This window comes from Pseudomonas sp. B21-010 (assembly GCF_024749325.1).
Lineage (GTDB): Bacteria > Pseudomonadota > Gammaproteobacteria > Pseudomonadales > Pseudomonadaceae > Aquipseudomonas > Aquipseudomonas kilonensis.
In genome coordinates, this window is record NZ_CP087198.1 from 2669804 (window position 1) to 2690721 (window position 20918).

Annotated in this window: 15 protein-coding genes and 1 pseudogene; 11 read left to right on the forward strand and 5 right to left on the reverse strand. The window is 62.8% G+C overall.

What is annotated here, in order from left to right:
* Nucleotides 1-256 precede the first annotated feature (256 nt).
* The 4 genes and pseudogenes from LOY50_RS11880 to LOY50_RS29115 all read right to left on the reverse strand — a co-directional run.
* The gene (locus LOY50_RS11880; protein ID WP_258690933.1) at nucleotides 257-3352 is read right to left on the reverse strand and encodes an efflux RND transporter permease subunit; all 3096 of its coding nucleotides are present in this window, start codon (nucleotides 3350-3352) and stop codon (nucleotides 257-259) included.
* A 3-nt stretch (nucleotides 3353-3355) separates the two neighbouring features.
* Entirely contained in the window at nucleotides 3356-4525 is a 1170-nt protein-coding gene (locus tag LOY50_RS11885; protein WP_258690934.1) for an efflux RND transporter periplasmic adaptor subunit, read from the reverse strand.
* A gap of 95 nt (nucleotides 4526-4620) precedes the next feature.
* Nucleotides 4621-5376, reverse strand: coding sequence for a methyl-accepting chemotaxis protein (locus tag LOY50_RS29110; RefSeq protein ID WP_408980864.1), 756 nt, complete (start codon nucleotides 5374-5376; stop codon nucleotides 4621-4623).
* Nucleotides 5377-5478: 102 nt separating this feature from the next.
* Nucleotides 5479-6672, reverse strand: a pseudogene (locus LOY50_RS29115) (HAMP domain-containing protein); the annotation flags it as partial.
* 449 nt (nucleotides 6673-7121) lie between these two features.
* On the opposite strand from LOY50_RS29115, the gene LOY50_RS11895 reads away from it, so the two are divergent.
* From LOY50_RS11895 to LOY50_RS11910, 4 genes are all read left to right on the forward strand, one after another.
* Nucleotides 7122-8570: an APC family permease gene (locus LOY50_RS11895; protein WP_253473761.1), complete on the forward strand. Its 1449-nt coding sequence runs from the start codon at nucleotides 7122-7124 to the stop codon at nucleotides 8568-8570.
* 84 nt (nucleotides 8571-8654) lie between these two features.
* Complete coding sequence (locus LOY50_RS11900) at nucleotides 8655-10076, forward strand: aldehyde dehydrogenase family protein (protein WP_258690936.1); 1422 nt, start codon at nucleotides 8655-8657, stop codon at nucleotides 10074-10076.
* Between the two features lie 11 nt (nucleotides 10077-10087).
* Nucleotides 10088-11437 carry an aminotransferase class III-fold pyridoxal phosphate-dependent enzyme gene (locus LOY50_RS11905; RefSeq protein WP_258690937.1) on the forward strand — a complete coding sequence of 450 codons (1350 nt, stop codon included), beginning with the start codon at nucleotides 10088-10090 and terminating at the stop codon, nucleotides 11435-11437.
* 81 nt (nucleotides 11438-11518) lie between these two features.
* On the forward strand, nucleotides 11519-12844 hold the full coding sequence (locus tag LOY50_RS11910) for an alginate export family protein (protein ID WP_258690938.1): 1326 nt from the start codon (nucleotides 11519-11521) through the stop codon (nucleotides 12842-12844).
* A 162-nt stretch (nucleotides 12845-13006) separates the two neighbouring features.
* Here the strand turns inward: LOY50_RS11910 and LOY50_RS11915 are convergent, their stop codons facing one another.
* Nucleotides 13007-13759 carry an IclR family transcriptional regulator gene (locus LOY50_RS11915; RefSeq protein ID WP_253473771.1) on the reverse strand — a complete coding sequence of 251 codons (753 nt, stop codon included), beginning with the start codon at nucleotides 13757-13759 and terminating at the stop codon, nucleotides 13007-13009.
* A gap of 275 nt (nucleotides 13760-14034) precedes the next feature.
* On the opposite strand from LOY50_RS11915, the gene LOY50_RS11920 reads away from it, so the two are divergent.
* Genes LOY50_RS11920 through LOY50_RS11950 form a run of 7 tightly spaced genes read left to right on the forward strand, consistent with a single transcriptional unit; the run spans nucleotide 14035 to nucleotide 20918 of the window.
* Nucleotides 14035-15576 (forward strand): acetolactate synthase large subunit, encoded by a 1542-nt coding sequence (locus tag LOY50_RS11920; RefSeq protein WP_258690939.1) that lies wholly within the window; start codon nucleotides 14035-14037, stop codon nucleotides 15574-15576.
* Between the two features lie 10 nt (nucleotides 15577-15586).
* Nucleotides 15587-17077 (forward strand): aldehyde dehydrogenase family protein, encoded by a 1491-nt coding sequence (locus tag LOY50_RS11925; protein WP_214509296.1) that lies wholly within the window; start codon nucleotides 15587-15589, stop codon nucleotides 17075-17077.
* Between the two features lie 26 nt (nucleotides 17078-17103).
* Nucleotides 17104-17898, forward strand: a complete 795-nt coding sequence (locus LOY50_RS11930; protein ID WP_258690940.1) for an SDR family NAD(P)-dependent oxidoreductase — start codon at nucleotides 17104-17106, stop codon at nucleotides 17896-17898.
* Nucleotides 17899-17910: 12 nt separating this feature from the next.
* Nucleotides 17911-18951, forward strand: coding sequence for a VPS10 domain-containing protein (locus tag LOY50_RS11935; protein ID WP_258690941.1), 1041 nt, complete (start codon nucleotides 17911-17913; stop codon nucleotides 18949-18951).
* Between the two features lie 11 nt (nucleotides 18952-18962).
* The gene (locus LOY50_RS11940; protein WP_003200799.1) at nucleotides 18963-19412 is read left to right on the forward strand and encodes a VOC family protein; all 450 of its coding nucleotides are present in this window, start codon (nucleotides 18963-18965) and stop codon (nucleotides 19410-19412) included.
* A 14-nt stretch (nucleotides 19413-19426) separates the two neighbouring features.
* Entirely contained in the window at nucleotides 19427-20029 is a 603-nt protein-coding gene (locus LOY50_RS11945; RefSeq protein ID WP_013693046.1) for an amino acid synthesis family protein, read from the forward strand.
* A 25-nt stretch (nucleotides 20030-20054) separates the two neighbouring features.
* The gene (locus LOY50_RS11950) at nucleotides 20055-20918 is read left to right on the forward strand and encodes an alpha/beta fold hydrolase (RefSeq protein WP_258690942.1); all 864 of its coding nucleotides are present in this window, start codon (nucleotides 20055-20057) and stop codon (nucleotides 20916-20918) included.

Sequence of the window (20918 nt, forward strand, 5' to 3'; positions counted from 1 at the left end):
TGCCGCTATCGCGAGCAAGCTCGCTCCCACAGTTGATCTTCGACAGGCACACAATTCAGGTGCCCCGCAGGCCCCTGTGGGAGCGAGCTTGCTCGCGAAGGCGGCGTCACAGTCAATGAAGATGTTGAATGTGCTGGCCTCTTCGCGAGCAAGCCCGCTCCCACAGTTTTGATCTGTGATTGCCTGCGGTTTTTCTGGCACAGCACAACCCCTGTGGGAGCGAGCCTGCTCGCGATAGCGGTAATCCGGCCTAGCCTCACTTGCGGTCAACACGCCTGACACGCTTCATCACCACCACAAAAAACACCGGCACGAACACCACCGCCAGCGTGGCGGTGATCATCCCGCCGATCACTCCGGTACCGATGGCCTGCTGGCTTGCCGAACTGGCGCCCGTGGCAATCGCCAGCGGTACCACCCCAAGGATGAAGGCCAGCGAGGTCATGATGATCGGCCGCAGGCGCAGGCGTGCAGCCTGGAGCGTGGCGTCGATCAGGTCGTGGCCTTCGTCGTACAGGCTCTTGGCGAACTCGATGATCAGGATCGCGTTTTTCGCCGACAGGCCGATGATGGTGATCAGCCCGATCTTGAAGAACACATCGTTAGGCATGCCGCGCAACGACACCGCCAATACCGCGCCGAGTACACCCAGCGGCACCACCAGCAACACCGAAGTCGGGATCGACCAGCTCTCGTACAACGCCGCCAGGCACAGGAACACCACCAGCAGTGACAGGCCCAACAGGATGGGCGCCTGGCTGCCGGACAAGCGTTCCTGCAAGGACAACCCGGTCCATTCCTGGCCCAGGCCCGTCGGCCCCAAGGCCACCAGCCGTTCGATTTCAGCCATGGCTTGCCCGGTGCTGTAGCCCGGTGCCGGTTCACCGGAAATGCTCACCGCCGGATAACCGTTATAGCGGGTCAATTGCGCCGGCCCCTGGGTCCAGCGGGCCTGGACGAAGGCTGACAACGGGACCATTTTTCCATTGTTGTTGCGCACATGAATCTTCAGCAAGTCTTCGACCTGGCTGCGCTGGTCGCCCTCGGCCTGGACCACCACCCGTTGCATGCGCCCCTGGTTGGGGAAGTCGTTGATGTAGGTCGAACCCACTGCCGTGGACAACACACTACCGACGTCGGCAAAGGAAATGCCCAGGGCATTGGCCTGCTTGCGGTCGACCTCCAATTGCACCTGCGGCGCCTCCGCCAGGGCGCTTTCACGCACATTCATCAGCATCGGGCTTTTGTCGGCGGCGGCGAGCAATTCGCTGCGGGCCTGCATCAAGGTGGCATGGCCGAGGCCACCACGGTCCTGCAAACGAAACTCGAAACCGCTGGAAGTGCCCAGGCCGTCCACTGGCGGCGGTAGCACCGAGAACGCCATGGCGTCCTTGATCTGGCTCAGCGCCAGGTTGGCACGGTCGGCAATGGACGCCGCCGAATCATCGGCGCCGCGTTGCGACCAGTCCTTGAGGGTGGTGAAGGCCAGGGCCGCGTTCTGCCCGCTGCCGGAAAAGCTGAAACCGAGAATGATCGTGCTGTCACCGACCCCCGGTTCGCCGGCGTTGTGGGCTTCGATCTGCTCCACCACCTGCACCGTACGGTTTTTGCTGGCACCCGGTGGCAACTGGATGTCGGTGATGGTGTAGCCCTGGTCTTCCACCGGCAGGAACGAGGAGGGCAGGCGACTGAACAGCAGGCCCATGCCCACCAGCAGCACGCCGTAGATCAGCAGATAACGGCCGCTGCGTTTCAGCGCATAGGCCACCCAACCTTGATAGCGCTCGCCGAATCGGTCGAAACCACGGTTGAACATACCGAAGAACCCCGTCTTGGCGTGGTGATCACCTTTGGCGACCGGTTTGAGCAAGGTCGCGCAAAGCGCCGGGGTCAAGGTCAGGGCGAGAAACGCCGAGAACAGGATCGAGGTCGCCATCGACAGCGAGAACTGCTGGTAGATCACCCCCACCGAGCCCTGCATGAAGGCCATCGGAATGAACACCGCCACCAGCACCAGGGTGATGCCGATGATCGCCCCGGTGATCTGCCCCATGGCCTTGCGCGTGGCCTCCTTGGGCGACAAGCCTTCCTGGGCCATGATCCGCTCGACGTTCTCCACCACCACGATGGCATCGTCCACCAGGATGCCGATGGCCAGCACCATGCCGAACATGGTCAGCACGTTGATCGAGAAACCCAGCGCGAGCATCGTCGCGAAGGTGCCCATCAGCGCCACCGGCACCACCAATGTCGGGATCAGGGTGTAGCGGATGTTCTGCAGGAACAGGAACATTACCGCGAACACCAGCAACATCGCCTCGCCGAGGGTGTAGATCACCTTGGTGATCGAGACCTTGACGAACGGCGACGTGTCGTAGGGAATCTTGTATTCCACGCCGGCCGGGAAGTAGCGCGACAGCTCGTCCATCTTGTTGCGCACCAGGGTCGCGGTGTTCAAGGCGTTGGCGCCCGGCGACAGTTGCACGGCCACGGCGGTGGACGGCTTGCCGTTCAGGCGCGTGGAAAACTGGTATTCCTGGCTGCCGATTTCCACCCGTGCCACGTCGGCAATGCGCACCGTTGAGCCATCGGGGTTGGCCTTGAGCACAATGTCGGCGAACTCTTGCGGCGTGTTGAGCTGGCCTTTGACGACGATGGTCGCGGTGATTTCCTGGGTGCTGCGGCTCGGCAAATCGCCCAGGCTGCCGGCCGACACCTGGGCGTTCTGCGCCACGATGGCGGCATTGATGTCGGCCGGGGTCAGGTTGAAACCGACGAGTTTCTGCGGGTCGATCCAGATCCGCATGGCCCGTTCGGCCCCGTACAACTGGGCCTTGCCGACACCGTCCAGGCGCTTGATCTCGTTCATCACGTTGCGCGCCAGGTAGTCGCTGAGGGCCACGTCGTCGAGCTTGCCGTCGCTGGAGGTGAGAGTGATCAGCAGCAGGAAGCCGGCGGAGACTTTGTCCACTTGCAAGCCTTGCTGGGTCACCGCTTGCGGCAGGCGCGACTCCACGGCCTTGAGGCGGTTCTGCACATCGACCTGGGCCAGTTCCGGGTTGGTGCCGGGTTGGAAGGTCGCGGTGATGGTGGCGCTGCCCAGGCTGCTCTGGGATTCGAAATACAGCAGGTTGTCGGCGCCGTTGAGTTCTTCCTCGATCAGGCTGACCACGCTTTCGTCCACGGTTTGCGCCGAAGCACCCGGGTAGACGGTGTAGATTTCGATTTGTGGTGGGGCCACGACCGGGTATTGCGCCACCGGCAGTTGCGGAGTGGCCAGGATACCGGCCAACAGGATGAACAACGCAACGACCCAGGCGAACACCGGGCGGTCGATGAAGAATTGCGGCATGGCTTAGTGTCCTGCCTGTGGCCCGGGAACCTGGGCGAGGGGAAGTGGGGTGTCATCGACCTGGACCTGCTCACCGGGGCGAGCGTGTTGCAGGCCTTCGATGACGATGCGGTCGCCGGGTTTCAAACCGTGCGTGACGACCCAGCGATCGTTTTGCGCGACGCCCAGTTGCACCGGTTGCTGGCTGACCTTCTGTTCGGCGTCCAGCAGCAACACCTGGGCGACCCCGGCGCTGTCGCGCAGGATCGCCCGCTGTGGCACGGTGATGCCTTGGCTGTTGACCGCTTGTTCGAGGCGCACGCGGATGAAACTGCCCGGCAGCAGGTCCAGGTCGGGGTTGGGGAATTCGCTGCGCAGAGTGATCTGGCCGGTGCTCGGGTCGACGCTGAGGTCGGTGAACAGCAACTTGCCGGGCAGCGGATAGGGGCTGCCATCGTCCTGAATCAACGTGGCCTTGGCCTGGCCCTGGCCGACCGCTTGCAAAAGCCCTGCGCGAAAGGCGCGGCGCAGGTCGTTGAGTTCGCGGGTCGATTGCGTGAGGTCGGCGTGGATCGGGTCCAGTTGCTGGATCAATGCCAACGGCGTGCTTTCGTTCTGCCCGACCAGGGCGCCTTCCGTCACCAGGGCGCGACCGATCCGTCCGGAAATCGGTGCGGTTACCGTGGCGTACCCGAGGTTCAGTTTCGCCCGTTCCACCGCGGCCTTGCTGGCAGCGACGTCGGCGGCAGTCTGGCGCACGCTGGCCCGGGCGTTGTCGTAGTCCTGGCCACTGATCGCCTTGTCATCGATCAACTGGGCGTAACGTTGCGCCTGCAAGCGGGCCTGGAACGCATTGGCCTCGGCCTTGCGCAACGCCGCCTGGGCACTGTCCAGGTCGGCCTTGAATGGCGCCGGATCGATGCGAAACAGCACCTCGCCCTGTTTGACGTCGCGGCCTTCACGAAACACCCGCTGCAAGACCACGCCGGCCACCCGCGCCCGGACTTCGGCCACCCGTGGCGCGGCGATCCGGCCACTCAGCTCGTTGCTGATCGACAGGGGGCGGGCCTGGACGGTTTCGACACGCACGCTTGCCAGCGGGGCGGAGGCTTCCGGGGTCGAGGTGCTATCACAGCCACTGAGCAGCAGCGTGCCGACCAACAGGCCCAGTGTGACGACAGGATTCTTGGACATGGTGCTTCCCCACTATTGAGCCGCCCATGGTAGGGGGCCTGACCAACGGCAGGGGTGAAGCTTTGTAGGCGCTCTGTGAAATTGTGTAATCCCCCTTAAACCCGGAAGTGGCCCACCAACTCTTGCTGATGGTTGGCCATGGCATGCAATGAGTGGCTCGTTTGCGATGCTTGTTCCATCTGGCCGGTCAAGGTCTGGCTGATCCCTCGAATGTCACTGACGCGATGGCTGATGTCTTCCACCACAGCGCTTTGCTCCAGGGCCGCGCTGGCGATCTGCTGGTTCATGTGTTCGATCACTTCCACGGCGTCGCTGATGTGTTGCAGTGCCGCCTGGGTCTTTTCGACTTGAACGACGCTGTCCCTGGCCTGCTCGCGGCTCAAATGGGTGCTGTGCACGACCTCCTGGCTCAACTGCTGCAGCGCTTCGATCACCGTGCGTATCTGCTCGACCGAGTTCTGGGTGTTGCTGGCCAAATGGCGAACTTCGTCGGCCACCACTGCGAAGCCGCGCCCCTGTTCACCCGCCCTGGCGGCTTCGATGGCGGCATTCAAGGCCAGCAGGTTGGTTTGCTGGGCAATGGCGCAGATCACGTCCAGCACCTGGCCGATGTGTTGACTGTTGCCGGCCAGCGCCTGCACTTGCTCAAGCGTGGTCTCCAGGCGCCGGTCCAGGCTGTCGATGCTGCTGACCGCGTTGGCGAACAGTTCACGCCCCGATCGGCTTGCGCTTTCGGCGACGGTGGCGGCATCGGCCGCCTGGTGGGAATGGCGCGCCACTTCCTGGGCGCTGGTGCTCATTTCATGCAAGGCCGTTGCCGCCAGTTCGACTTCCCGGTACTGCGTGTGCATGCCCGCGCTGACTTCCCGGGCCACCTGTGCCGACGTGTCGGCGGTGTCGCGGGTGTCCAGGGAGGCTTGCTGGATATCGCGGATGATGGGCTGCAATTTGTCGAGAAAGCGATTGAAGCCCTTCGCCAGTTGGCCCAATTCATCGTGGCGGTCGTTGGGCAGGCGCTGGGTGAGATCGCCGTCGCCCTCGACAATGGCGTCGAGCATGTGCGCCACCCGCAGCAGCGGCCGGGTCACGCCGTAAGCGGTGAGCCAGATGAGCAACAGGCCCAAACCGGCAGCCAGCAAGCCGAGGCTGAGGTTGAACCAGTTGGCCTGGCGATACTTGTCGTCCAACTGCGCCTGCATGTGCAGGGCCGGTGCTTGCACTAGCGTTTCGGGCACGCGTATCTGCAATTGCCAGGGGGTATTGTCGGGGACGGTTTGCACGGCTTGTCGAACGTCGACGGAGGTGCCGTCAACCGTGCCGCTATGGCCGGCAACTTGCCCTGACGGGGAAAGAATGTTGATCTCGCTGTGGCCGGGATACAGGTCGTTGGCAAGGCTGGCGGCGAGTTGCTGGAGGGTATCGAGGCTGATGTCCATGCCCACCACGCCGATGACTTTGCCCTGGTCCAGCAACGGTATGGAGATGCTGCTCATCAAGGTCTTCTGGCCTTCGACCTCGATCGCGTAGGGCTCTGTCACGCAGGTGCGCCCCAGGGTCTGCGGGCAGACGTACCAGGCGTTGGCCGGCTCGCTGCCCGGTGGTGCGGTGTTGGCGCTGATCTGGGCTTCGCTGAGCACCTCTTGCACCAAATGGCCGGGTTGGCTTTGCGACCAGTACAGGGCAAAGCGACCTTTTTCATTGCCGGCCAGATCGCGTTGGCCAGTGAAAGCGGCATCTTCACCGACCAGCGCGTCGGGCAGCAGCACCACGTAGAAACCGAGGACTTTTTCGCGGTTCTGAAGGGCTTGGCGGGTTGCGGCGATCAGGTCCCGGCGCAGTTGCCCTGGCGTCAGTCGCCCGTTCCACGCCTGGGCGCGCAGTTGCAAGACCTGCTGGGCAAAACCTTCCCCATAGATCGCCGTTTCGCTGAAAAAACGTTCCACCCGCTGACCGTGGGCTAGGCCCTGTGCCTGCAAACCTTCCAGGGCCGAGCGCCCGAGCAGTTGACTGCTTTGCTGCTTGAGCAGCGTTGCGCCTTGCTGGTTCTGATACAGGGAGGCACCGGTCAGTGCGCCGACGACGGCGAGCAGGCACAGGCCACTCAAGAGCGTGATTCGCCATTGGATAGAGAGACGAGCGAAGAACATGCTGAAGTTTCCTGCGCTTAGGGGCTTTTATTGTTTTGGGCCCAGCGCTGTCTGAGCGGTGGGCGAGGTTATCTTGCGGCAGGAGGAATTTTCCCGTTATCCCGAATCGGCAGCCGTTGTGCGCCCGGTAGGAGCTGTCGAGCGAAGCGAGGCTGCGATCTTTTGATCTTGATCTTTTCGCTTGAGACTCAATGGTGCTGAAAAGATCGCAGCCTCGCTTCGCTCGACAGCTCCTACAGCGCCAGTCAGGTCCAGCGGGAGTAATCCCTCGCTGGGCTGACCTGTTTTGGGGCGCGGCTTTGGATGCTGCCGTTTTGGGATAGCGAAGAGTTTTGGCAACGGCCTAGCATCGAATCCAGCGTGCAAGCAGAACAATAAGCTTTTGGAAGTCGGCGAAGCTGGCGTCTGCGATCCAGCAACAACTGCCTCATACAATAAGGTCAAGAACAATGAGCGTATCTTTCCCGATCAGCAGTTCGACGGAGTTGAAGCGCGGCGCCTTGGGTGTCGGTTTCATCATCTTCTTTGTGATTTCGGCGGCGAGCCCCTTGAGCGTCATCGCCGGCGGTTTCCCCATTGGCATCATGCTGGGCAACGGCGCGGGCACACCGGCATTGCTGATCCTGGCCTTGCTGGTGTTACTGGCGTTCTCGGCGGGCTACACCGCCATGTCCCGGCACATGACCAATGCCGGCGGTTTCTATGCATTCACTGCTCGCGGTTTGGGTGGCTTGGCCGGCGGCGCGGCGGGGGTGCTGGCGATGTTTGCCTACAACATCCTGCAAGTCGGGTTGTATGGCATGTTCGGCGGCGTGGTCAGCGGCACGATGGCCAGCGTCTTTGGCCTGGACTTGCCCTGGTGGACCTATTCGCTCCTGGCGATGGCGAGCATCGCGATTCTTGGCTATCGCAAGATCGACCTGTCGGCCCGGGTGCTGTCGGTGGTGGTCATTGCCGAGTACCTGGCGATCCTGACGCTGGATTTCGCCATTCTCAAGACCGGTGGCGATAGCGGCATCAATCTCGATTCGTTCGATCGCAGCCATGTGTTCAGCGGCACGCCGTCCATCGGCTTGCTGTTCTGCTTCGCCGCGTTCATCGGCTTCGAGGCCACCACCATCTACGGCGAGGAGGCGAGGAACCCGCACCGCACGATTCCCATCGCCACCTACAGCTCGGTGCTGTTGATCGGTGGTTTCTATGCCCTGTCGGTGTGGGCGATGGTGATTGGCGTCGGGGCCGACAAGATCGTGCCGACCCTGCAGGCGCTCCAGGATCCAACGACGTTCATCTACGGCATGTCCGATCACTTTGTCGGCCCGCACCTGACCCAGATCATCCGCGTGCTGTTCATGGTCAGCATCTACGCCGGGCTGCTGGCGTTCCACAACGCCGCGGCACGTTATTTCTATGCCATCGGCCGCGACGGTTTGCTGCACAGCCGGTTGGGCACCACCCATCGCGTTCACCAGAGTCCGCACATGGGCTCGGTCCTGCAAAGCCTGATCGCGGCGGTGGTGGTGCTGATCTTTGCTGCGCTGGACGCCGATCCGATCCTTCAGCTGTTCGCCTGGTTTTCCAACCTGGCCACGCTGTGCGTAATCCTGCTCATGGCGCTGACCTCAGCGGCGGTGTTTGTCTATTTTCGCGCTCACCCGGAGCTGAAGCTGGGGCTCTGGCGCGGTCGGATTCTTCCGGTCTTTTCGTGCCTGGCATTGCTGGCGGTCCTGGCCCTTGCGGTGATTCATTTCGACGTGCTGACCGGCGCCAGCCAGCTCCTGTCCTATGGCCTATGCGCGGTGATTCCCGCCGCGCTGATCGTCGGCGTGTTCCTCGCCGCTCGATTGCGCAAGGCATCCCCCGAGCGATTCATGGCGCTGGGAAGCCACAAGCTTTAAGGCGTCAGGCACAACGTCAATCCACCCAGAAAACAAGTCCGCTGTCGTTCGGGACGGTTCGTCAGCGCGTGAAAGGAAGGTTCTATGCACGATTATCAAATGCTCATCAATGGGGTTCGGGTCGACGGTGAAAACGGGCACTTTGATGTGCTCAATCCGGCGACCGGCAAGGTGTTCGCTCGATGCGCGGCCGGTTCCCTGGCCCAGCTGGACCTCGCTGTCGAAGCGGCGCAATCGGCCTTTGTCGAGTGGCGACACAGCACCCATGAAGATCGCCGCCAGCGCCTGCTGAGCATCGCTACCGATCTCGAACAGGAAGCCGATGCCTTGGCCCCGCTCATTGTCCTGGAACAGGGCAAGCCGCTGGAATTGGCGTTCTCCGAAGTGATGGGCGCGGTGGCCTGGACGCGCTATGCCGCCGAGCAGCAGATTCCCGTGGAGTTGGTGGAAGAAACCCCGGCCCAGCGTATTGAACTGCACCGCAAGCCGTTGGGTGTGGTCGCGTCGATCACGCCTTGGAATTGGCCGTTCATGATCGCTGTCTGGCACATCATGCCGGCGTTGCGGGCCGGTAACTGCGTGATCAGCAAACCGTCGAGCCTGACCCCCTTGAGCACCCTGCGCCTGGTGGAAATCATCGCTCGCCACGTGCCTCGGGGCGTGATCAATAGCGTGACCGGTGAACAAGGGTTCGGCAGTGCGATCACCGCCCACGCCGGGATCCAGAAGATTGTCTTCACCGGCTCCACCGCCACCGGCCAGAGCGTAATGCGCGGCGCCGCCGGCAACCTCAAGCGCCTGACGCTGGAGCTGGGCGGCAACGACGCCGCCATCGTGCTGCCAGGCACCTCGGTCGAGGCGGTCGCCGAAGATATTTTCCAGGCCGCATTCCTGAACATGGGGCAGACCTGCGCCGCCCTCAAGCGCTTGTACATCCACCAATCCCAGTACGAGGCCTTTGCCGAGGCCCTGACCCTGATCGCCCGGCGTCAGGTGGTGGGTGACGGCCTGGCGCCCGGGGTCACGTTTGGCCCGGTGCAGAACCTCGAACAGTTGAAGCTGGTTGAGGAACTGGTGGCCGATGCCCGTGCCCAGGGGGCGCGTGTGTTGTGCGGCGGTGCTCGTCTGGACCGCCCGGGCTTTTTCTATCCGCCGACGCTGGTTGCCGATGTGACCGATGGGCAGCGCCTGGTGGATGAGGAGCAGTTCGGGCCGGTGTTGCCGCTGATTGCCTACCAGGATGTCGAGGATGTCCTGCGTCGCGCCAATGCGGGCGACATGGGCCTGGGTGGATCGGTCTGGGGACGCGACAGCGAGCAGGCACAGGCCCTGGCCAGTCGCCTGGAATGTGGCATGGCCTGGGTCAACTGCCATGCGCAGATCCAGCCGAATACGCCGTTTGGCGGCAGCAAGATGTCCGGGTTCGGCGTTGAGTTCGGCCTTGAAGGGTTGCTGGAGTTCACCGGCCAGCAACTGCTGTACGTACGCAAGCGTGAAATAGAGTGAGGAGTGCAACCATGTACGAGCAATACAAGACAGCACAAAAAAAATTCTGGCACCCGATGAGTTCTTCGGCGCCGGCGAACTGCTCCAAGACGTTGATCATCGCCCGTGGCGACGGTAACTACATCACCGATATCGAAGGCCATCGCATGCTCGATGGTGTCGGCGGCTTGTGGAACGTGAACGTGGGTCATAACCGGGCTTCAGTGAAGGCGGCCATTGCCGCGCAGCTGGACGAACTGGCTTATTACCAGACCTTCGACGGCATCGCCCATCCGCGGGTGTTCGACCTGGCCGAGCGGCTGACGTCGATGTTCGCCCAGGAAAACATGACCCGGGTGTTGTTCAGCTCAGGCGGTTCCGACGCGGTCGAGACGGCCCTGAAGATGGCCCGCCAATACTGGATCGCCAGCGGCGAGCCAGGGCGCACGCGCTTTCTCTCATTGCGCAATGGTTACCATGGCGTGCACGTGGGGGGGACCTCGGTGGGCGGCAACGGCGTGTATCACTACAACCACGGGCCGCTGCTGGCTGGCTGTCATCTGCTCGACACGCCGTGGCTGTACCGCAACCCCTGGGACTGCCGCGATCCGGAAGAACTGACCGCTCACTGCATTCGTCAGTTGGAAGACCAGATCGCGCTGCTCGGCCCGCAGACCATTGCTGCGCTGATCGCCGAACCGGTGCAAGGCGCCGGCGGCGTGATCGTGCCGCCGGCGTACTACTGGAAGAGGCTGCGCGAAGTCTGCGACCGCCACGGCATCCTGTTGATCGCCGATGAAGTGGTGACGGGTTTCGGCCGCACCGGCTGCATGCTCGGCAGTCGTGGCTGGGGTGTCGCCCCCGACGTACTGTGCCTGGCCAAGGGCATCACCGCCGGTTACATCCCCATGGGGGCCACGGTCTTCAACCAGCGCATGGTCGATGCCATCGAGAACGGCCCGGGCTTCAGCAACGTCATCATGCACGGCTACACCTACAGCGGGCACCCGACTGCCTGCGCGGCGGCCCTGGCGGTGCTGGACATCGTCGAGGCCGAGGATTTGCCAGGCAACGCCGGGAAGGTCGGTGCCCAGTTGCTGGAACAACTGCAACCGCTGACCGAGCGTTATGCAGTGGTGGGCGAAGTGCGCGGCAAGGGCTTGATGATCGCCGTGGACCTGGTGGCGGACAAGGCCACGCGCGAGCCGCTTGACCCTGCTACGGGCCTGGCCTCGCGCATTGCCGAGCAGGCGCGCCTGGCCGGCGTATTGATGCGCCCGATAGGCAACAAAATCGTGATGTCGCCGCCGCTGACCCTCACCTCTGACGAGGCGACCATGATGGTCGGTGCGCTGGACAGCGCGCTCGCCGACTGCCGTTAGCCCTGCCAGCCGGTGCCGCTTGCGGTGCCGGCTCCTGAATAAAAACAGCCTATCAAGGGCGCACCAAAAGGAGCTCTAGCCATGCGGAACTTATCGCGTATGGGATTTTTCGGCAGTGGCCTTGCCTGTACGCTGGCGCTCTGCGCTGCGAGTCAGGTCCAGGCCTATGAGTTGTATGCCGATGACGACACTCACCTCAACGCCGACATGCTGGCCGTGTTCGGTCTTTTCAACAGTCGCAAGAATTACGACGGCCGGCCAGGTGGTTCAACCTGGCGCGAAGGCTTCATCAAATATGGCGTCAGCGGCGACCAGGGCCTGGCCGGCCATGGCACCGCCTACGGGGCGTTCAGCCTGGTCAGTTCCGCCACCTGGGGCGATGGCGACGCGGCCGGCAATACGCTGGGCAGCGAGCGCACGACGAAGATTGAAGACGCTTACCTGGGCTGGCGTTCCGCCGAGCTGTTTCCCGTGCTGGGGCAGGACGGCGTCGATATTTCCGGCGGGCGCCAGGTGGTCAAGCTGGGCAGGGGATTCTTGATCAACGATGACGGGCCGAACCTGGGCAAAGGGCCTGCCGATGGTCGCTTGAATCGCGGTGGCGCCTATTACCTGGCTGCCCGGCACGCGTTCGATCAAACCGCCGTATTACGTCTGGGCGGGCAGGATGGGCTGCATGGAAGTGTGGTGTGGCTCAAGTCCGATAACCGCGCCCAGGCCGAAACCGAACTGGCCGCCGGCACGCTCGATTACACCGCCAAGGCGGGCACGTTGGGGCTGACCTGGATACATGGCCTCGACGTGAACGAGCAGTGGGCCAGCGATTTCCAGAAGCAACGCAAGGGCATGGACGTCTACAGCATTCGTGGTGAAGGTGACGCGGGCATCGAGAACGCCAGCCTGGCATTCGAATACGCCTGGCAGGACAAGGACGCCGGCCCGCAGAACGCCTGGTACGCCGAGGCCGGCTACACCTTTGCCGATCTGGCCTGGGCCCCGAAGCTGACGTACCGCTACACCCGTTATTCGCAGAAGTGGGACTCGCTGTTCACCGGGCTCAGCACGGGCTACGGCACCTGGTTCCAGGGCGAAGTCGCGGGCAATTATGCCGGGCCCTTCAACAGCAACACGGGCATTCATCATGTCGGCCTGACAGCCAAACCGTTGGAAAATCTGACCCTGGGTGCGCTGTACTTTGATTTCAACACGGTACGCAAAGATAGCGCCCTGAACCTGGATGCCCGCGAGCTGGATCTGTATGCCGAGTGGGCGGTGAACGAACACTTGATCATCACGCCGTTGATAGGCCTCTACAAGCCGGATCGGGATGCAACGACCGGGGGCAATCAAGTGGCGGGCAATGGCACCAACGTGTACAGCCAGGTGACGGTGGCCGTGCCGTTCTGAAGCAGGGGCTGTTCGATAAACCCTGTGGCGAGGGAGCTTGCTCCCGCTGGACTGCGCAGCAGGCCTAAAAAGAGGGGCCGCTGCGCGACCCAGCGGGAGCAAGCTCCCTCGCCACAGGTTCAGTGTTTTTCTTAAGTTATCGGTATGGCGCAACATCGCTTTCTAGTTGGTAGCAGGCGGATTCTGCATCCGCTCGGCAATCCGCCGGGTGGTGTCCATCACCATTTCAACCACGGTTTCCTGGCGCAGCAGTTTGAAGCTGTCGGTGCTGCCGACGGCTGAAAGGCTGCCTACCACCTCGTCGAGCCCGGGGTTGATGATCGGCGCCGCGATACCGGTGAGCCCCAGGTTGAGTTCATCGTGGGTCAGGCAATAGCCGTCCTTGCGGATCTTTTTCGCCGCTTTGGAAAAACTTGCCCAGTCATAGCCGTTGTCGGGGTCGTTGGCCATGTGTTCTTCGAACAGGCGTTGCAGGCGCCGTCCCTTTTGGAAGGCGATCAGCACCTTGGATTGCGCACCGCGAAAAAACGGCAGCGGCTGGCCGCGACCGAATGCGAACTGGTAGGTGTCATTGGGTTCGGCGATGTAGGTGTTGATGATGTGGCCGTCATAGAAAACGCTGGCGAACACCGCCAGGCCAGTGGCCTCGGACAGCTGGTGCATCAACTCGCGACCCGCCACGAGGATCGGGTCGTACTGACGCATCATCCAGTCGAGCTCGATGATCCGCGGCCCCAGGCCGTAGCTGCCGGCATCCACCCGGACCAGCAGGCCGGCATCACACAAATCCTTGACGTAGCGGTACACGGTCGCCCGTGACAGGCCCATGCGTTCGGCGATGGTGTCGGGGTCGATCTTCAGCGTTGCCGGGTCGAACAGGTCCAGCACACTCAGCATTTTGCTCAGACTGCTCATTTCGCTCCTAAAGGGGGGAATGGCGCGTAGGTGGTCGTTGGGTGAGCACTATAGGTAGGTGCGCCGATGATGAAAAGCCCGCTCGCTCGGCGAACAGGGCGTTGCCACGATACGCCAGTGCTTGAGAAAAACATACGGATTGAAGGCGTTATTCTCATCATAAATTTGCATAAATCTCAAAATAAGAGCTTTTGTGAGTAAAAAGTACTTGAGTGGAGGGTTTTTCTATGTGATAAATCTCAGCCACTGCAAACGCTCGATCAAGAGGGCTGGAAATGAATGGTGCGCAACTGATAGTGAAAGCGGCGGTGGCGAGCGGTATCGAATACTGCTTCGCCAATCCCGGAACGACTGAAATTCCCCTGGTGGCAGCCATGGCCAGTGCGCCAGCCCTCAAGCCGGTGTTGTCCTTGTTCGAAGGGGTATGCACCGGTGCTGCGGACGGCTATGGCCGGATTGCCGGCAAGCCGGCGATGACCCTGACTCACCTGGGGCCAGGCTTTGCCAATGGCATTGCCAACCTGCACAACGCGCGTCGCGCCAACACCCCGATCGTCAACGTCATCGGTGATCACGCGTCCTGGCACGTCAATTACGATCCGCCGTTGGCCAGTGATATCCAGGCGTTGGCCGGCAGCGTTTCCAAGTGGGTACGTACCTCGCGCACGGCATCGGGCGTTGGTGAAGATTTTCAAGAGGCGGTGCGTGCCGCCTGGCAGGCCAACGGCCAGATCGCCAGCCTGATTCTGCCGATGGACCTGCAAGCCAACACGGTGCAGCACGAGAAAGCCTTCACCGCATTGCAGGCCCCGGTTCGGCGTTTTGCCGGTGACCGGATCGAGGCGGTCGCCCAGGCACTGCGTGATGGCCAGCGCCTGGTGTTTATCGTCGGCGACCAAGGCTTGTCCGTCGCCGGGCTCGAAGCGGCGGGGCGCCTGGCCCAGTTGCCGGGCGTACGCCTGTTCGCCGAAACCTTTCCGCGCCTGAGCTATCGCGGCGGTGGTTTGCCTGACCTGGATCGCCTGCCTTACTTCCCCGAAGTCGCCATCGAGATCCTTGACCAGTACGACGCGGTGGTGTGCGCCGGCGTGCCGGACCCGATCAGTTATTTCGGCTACGAAGGCATCGCTTCTCGCCTGGCCGAACGTGAACGCCTGCTCTGCCTGGCACAAGTAGGGGACGATGTTGCCGGCGCGCTCACTGCGCTGGCCGATGCGCTTGAAGCGCCGGCTTATGTGCCAACGCCAACCGGCATCGAGCTGCCGCCAAGCGAAGCTACGTTGACCCCGCAATCCGTGGGGCAGGTGCTGGCTGCGTCGCTGCCCGACGACTGCATCGTTTCGGTGGAAGGCGGGACGTGCGGCTATCCATTCTTCACCGCTTCGGCCCATGCCGCACGGCATCGGGTCTTGACCAACACCGGTGGGGCCATCGGCCAGGGCATCCCGGTGGGCTTTGGCGCCGCCATGGCCGAGCGTGGCAACAAGGTGTTCTGCCTGCAATCGGACGGCAGTGCCCAGTACACCATCCAGACCTTGTGGAGCATCGCCCGCGAGCAACTGCCCGTGGTGATCCTGATCGCGGCCAACCATCGCTACGCCATTTTGCAGAACGAGCTGCGCCGCTTCGGCATGACCGAGTTGGGCCCCGAGGCCCTGAGCCTGACGGTACTGGACCGTCCACGCATCGATTGGAAGGCCTTGGCCAAGGGCTACGGCTTGCCGGCCAGCACTGTGCACACCAACGGTGAGTTGCAGCGCGCCCTGGCCAACGCCAAGGCCGATGGCGGTCCTTGCCTGATTGAAATGGCACTGTGAAGGAGCGGATATGAACCCGATTCAATTGTTACCTGCCGTCGAGAAGTTCCTGTCCCAGCCCGGGCGCCTGTTTATCGGCGGGACCTGGCAGGACGCCGCCGACGGCCGTCGGTTTGCCGTGGAAAACCCGGCCACTGAGCACATCCTGGCGCAAGTCGCCGAAGGTGGCGAACGCGACGTGGATGCCGCCGTCGCTGCCGCCCGCGCGGCCTTCACCGGGCCCTGGGCGCAGCACTCACCGGCCCAGCGCGGGTTGTTGCTGTTTCGCCTGGCGGAACTGCTCGACCAGCATCGCGAAGAACTGGCGCAACTGATCACCCTGGAAAACGGCAAGCCGATCGGCGCGGCCCGGGGCGAAGCGGCCAGTGCGGCCAATATCATTCGTTATTTCGCTGGCTGGCCGACCAAGATCGAAGGCAGCACGCTGCCGGTATCGCCGTCCAGCGGCGCACCGATGCTCAACTACACCTTGCGTGAGCCGGTGGGCGTCTGCGCCTTGATCGTACCGTGGAACTTCCCGCTGACCATGTGCGTGTGGAAGCTTGGTCCGGCGCTGGCGACCGGTTGCGTCGCGGTACTCAAGCCCGCCGAGCAGACGCCCTTGGTTGCGATTCGCCTGGTGCAGTTGATCGAGGCCGCCGGTTTCCCGGCCGGGGTGGTCAATCTGCTCACCGGTCTTGGTGCGCATACCGGCGCACCGCTGGCCCAGCACCCGGACGTGGACAAGATCGCCTTCACCGGTTCGACCCAGGTAGGGCGGCTGATCGCCCAGGCGGCCACCGGCAACATGAAAAAGGTCTCCCTGGAGCTGGGTGGCAAGTCCCCCAACATCATTCTTCCGGACGCCGATATCGTCCGTGCCGCCAAGGGCGCCGCCGACGGCATTTTCTACAACCAGGGGCAGGTCTGCACCGCCGGATCGCGTCTGTACGTGCACGCCAGCGTTCTCGACCAGGTGCTTGAAGAACTCCAGCGCCACGCGGCCGCCCACGTGTTGGGGCCTGGCCTGGATCCGGCCAGCAGCATGGGCCCGCTGGTCTCGGCCCGGCAATTGGGCACGGTGCGTGGCTACCTGCAACGGGGCCAGGAAGAAGGCGCCGAGCTGATCTGCGGCGGTGATCGGCCGGCCCACCTGGAGCGCGGCCACTTCATCCGGCCCAGCGTGTTTCTCGACCGTGCCGAGCGCGCCTGTGTCGCCCGGGAGGAAATCTTCGGGCCGGTGCTGACCGTCATGAGCTGGACCGAGATCGATGAACTGGTGCTGCGCGCCAACGACTCGCCCTACGGTCTGGCCGCCGGTCTCTGGACCCGTGACTTGCGTTCCGCCCATCGCGTGGCCGCCCAGTTGAAGGCCGGCTCGGTGTGGATCAACTGCTGGAACGTCGTCGACCCGGCCTCGCCATTTGGTGGCTACAAGCAATCCGGCTGGGGCCGGGAAATGAGTAAGAACGTGATCGATGCCTACACCGAAACCAAAAGTGTCTTCGTCGATCTCGCCTGAGCCGAACAATCACAAGAGGAACTGCTATGGATCTGGAATTACAAGGCCGCGTGGCGATCGTCACCGGCGGTGGCATGGGCATCGGCAAGGAAGTCGCGCGCTTTCTGTCCCAGGAAGGTTGCAAGGTGGTGATCTGCGCGCGGCGCATGGAGTTTCTCCAGCAAACCGCCGAGGAAATCACCGCAGAGACCGGCAACGAAGTGCTGCCGCTGTTCTGTGACACCAACCAGATGTCGGCGGTGTCGGACATGGTCGAGGCTGCGCACAAGCACTTTGGCCGCATCGACATCCTGGTCAACGGTGCCGCGGCCCCGTCCGGTGTGGTGCGCAACGACATTGAGCATGCCGGCGACGATGAATTGCTCTCGGACCTCAACACCAAGGTGATCGGCTATTTCCGTTGCGCCAAAGCCGTGACCCCACACATGAAGGCCGGCGGCTTCGGTCGCATCATCAATATAGGTGGCCTGACCGGGCGTGGCAGCAAGGTCCTCTCGGGCATGCGCAACCTGGCCATCGCCCACATGACCAAGACACTTTCCGACCAACTGGGCCCATCCGGCATCACCGTCAACCTGATCCACCCCGGCGTCGTGGACACCCCGCACATCCAGGAGCTCTACGAGCGCGAAGGGATCAAGCAGGGCAAGACGCCCGAGCAGGTGGAGCAGGGCTACATCGACGCGACGCCGATCCGCCGCACTCTGGCGCCCATCGAAATGGGCTGGCTGATCGGTTTTCTCGCATCCCCCAAGGCCGGTGCGGTGACCGGGGAATCGATTGGCATCGACGGCGGCTTGACCCGTGGCATCTTCATTTGAGGAGCAGCAGTGATGAGTAACGGAACCCTTTTGGTCGCCACCGTAGGGCAAGCGGTGATCCGCAGCGCCGACGATGGCCGTACCTGGCACCGCCTGGGCCTGGGCCAGGACCTGGAATTCGACGCGATCACCCGCTCCCTGAGTTTCCATCCGGGGACGCCTGAGGTGATCTATGCCGGCACCGATGTCGGCCTGTGCATCAGCCGTGATACCGGCGGCCATTGGCAGCGGGTGGATTCGCCATTCAACGGCCAGACCGTCTGGAAGGTGGCCGTGGACCCGCAGGATGCACAGCGTATTTTCGTCGGCACCGGTGCGCCGTCGCGCGCCGTGCTATGGCGCACCCACGACGGTGGCCAGCACTGGGAACGTGCCCCGGTGGAGATCCCGGAGTTCTGCGACGGCGTCAGTCGTCCGCGCTTGCTGGCCTTCGCCTACGACCCGACGGATCGCAACCAGCTCTGGTTCGGCCTGGAAGAGGGCGGGTTGTTCCACAGCCGTGACGGTGGCGATAACTGGACCCGTGTCGATGACCGCCTGCTGTGGGACTACAACTCGGATGTGCACAACATCGTGGTCCTGCCCAACCATGGGCAAAAGGTCATCGTGGTGGTGTGCGTCAACGCCGTTTACCGCAGCCTCGACGAAGGACAGACCTGGACCGGCATCGTCGCCCGGGAAACCTTCGGCCTGTACTACGTGCGCGCCATGAATGCCGCGTTGGGCGGCGAGGATACGCTCTACCTGAGCATTTCCGACGGCACCCCTGGCACGACCAGCAAGGTGCTGGTGTCCCGGGATGCCGCCGTCAGTTGGGAAGTGCTGCCGCTGCCGCAACAACCCAATTCCTGTGTCTGGGCGATTGCCTTGAACCCCGCCGACCCTCGCCAGATCGTCGCCGGCACCAAGTACGGGCATCTGTTCACCTCCGAGAACGGCGGTGACGGCTGGCAGAAGCAGTGGCGTGAATTCAGTGAAATCGCTGATGTGCTCTGGACGCCCGCCGTGGCGCAAATCAAGTCCGGGCATCAATCCATCATCAAGAAGAACTGAGGTATCGCGCGATGAAAGTCGAAGTCGTTCGTACTCACCTGTCGCTATCCGTGAGCGACCCTGAAGTGTCGGCGCGTTGGTACGCCGACGTGCTGGGCATGCACGAAAGCGCCCGGGGTGAAAGCTGGATCATGATGGCCTTCGGTGCCAAGCACCACGACATCGCGTTGCTGCGCGCAGCACCCGGGGCCCACCAGGGCGGCCTGGGGCTGCAGCACTACGGGCTGGAGATCGCGGGCGACATGACCACCCTGCGCAAGCTCTACGGCATGTTGCTGAAGAAGGGCGTCGAGGTGGTGAAGATCACCGACCACGAGATCGGCAACGGCGTGTATTTCAACGACCCCGATGGCAATCGCCTGGAATTCTTCCTCGAGTCCGAACACGACGATGCACGCGGCAAGGCCCGCTTCAAGGCCGCTGGAGCGCCCAGCCGGCATTTCGATCTCGACCCACTTTGAAAGAGACTGCTCTTATGAAAACCGCAAATTTCGCCAGTTACCACATCCGCAAATGGTACACCTTCGTCGAGGAAACCCTGGCCAACGAAACGGGCCAGTTGGCCGATGGTGAGCCGCTGTTCAAGTACGCCATTGGCGCCGTGATCGCCAACCCTTATGCCGGCCGTTTCAGTGAAAGCCTGGCCGAGCTGATAGAGCCGTCGCCCTTGCTGGGCCAGGAGTTTGGTCGGCGCATCCGGGTACTGGCGGGCCAGCACAAGATCGTCAGCTACGGCAAGGCGTGCCTGGTGGGCAGCCAGGGCGAGTACGAGCATGGCAATGCATTGTTGACCAACCCGGCGGCGGATCCGATCCGCGTCGCGTTGGGCGGCGGCAAGTCCTGGGTGCCTTCCACGGGCAAGCGTGGCGGGCCTGGCGTGACCATCGATGTGCCGCTGGCCCACAAGGATGCGCTGTATGTCCGTTCGCACTACGACAGCATTTCGTTGTCGTTCGGTGATGGTCCGGCGGCCGACGAACTGATCATCATCTGGGCCTTCGCCACGCGTGGGCGCTTGCATGCGCGCCTGGGTGGCCTTGAGGCTGCCGACGTCAAGGGCAATGACGGCCTGTATTGAGGTACGGATCGTGGGAAGCGAACGAATGTCTGCAAACAGCCAGTTCTTCACCAATCGATCGGGGCTGCGCCTGCATTACCTGTCCTGGGGCAACCCATCGGGCATTGCGGTGGTGCTGCTCCACGGGTTGCGCTCCTATGCCCAGACCTGGGATGGCCTGGTCAACGCATTGGGCGAGCGGTACTGCTGCTATGCCCTTGACCAGCGTGGTCGTGGCCACAGTGACTGGGCGGATGCCGCCAGTTACCGGACCGAGGCCTATGTCAACGATCTTGAAGATCTGGTGGCGCATCTGGAGCTGCGGCGTTTCGTCCTGGTGGGGCATTCCCTTGGCGGCACCAATGCACTGGAGTATGCGCGGCTCAATCCGGGACGACTGCAAGCGTTGGTGATCGAGGACATCGGCCCTGGTTCTTCGGTCAGCGGTGACGGCGCCGAGCGGATTCGGCGCGAGATGAGCCAGACACCGCTGTTGTTTCCTGACTGGGAGAGCGCCGCCCAGTTCTGGCTGCAAGCGCGACCTGGCCTCTCTCAGGAGGGGCTGGCTTCCAGGTTGATGTATTCCATGAAGGAAACGCTGGCTGGAATCGAATGGCGTCACGACCAGCAAGGTATCGCCCAGGCGCGCCTGAGTATTACCCCGACTGACCTGTGGCCGGCGGTACGGGCGCTGGATTGCCCGACGCTGTTCATTCGTGGCGCCCGTTCCGATTTCCTGCCCCAGGCGACCCTCGACTCGATCAAGCAGGCCAATAAGTGGGTGCGCACAGAGGAAATCGCCGACGCCAGCCATTACGTCCATGATGACCAGAGCGAAATGTTCAACCTTGTCGTCATGGACTATTTGTATGACCAGTGCCTACAACCACAACAACAAAGCGGTGAATAG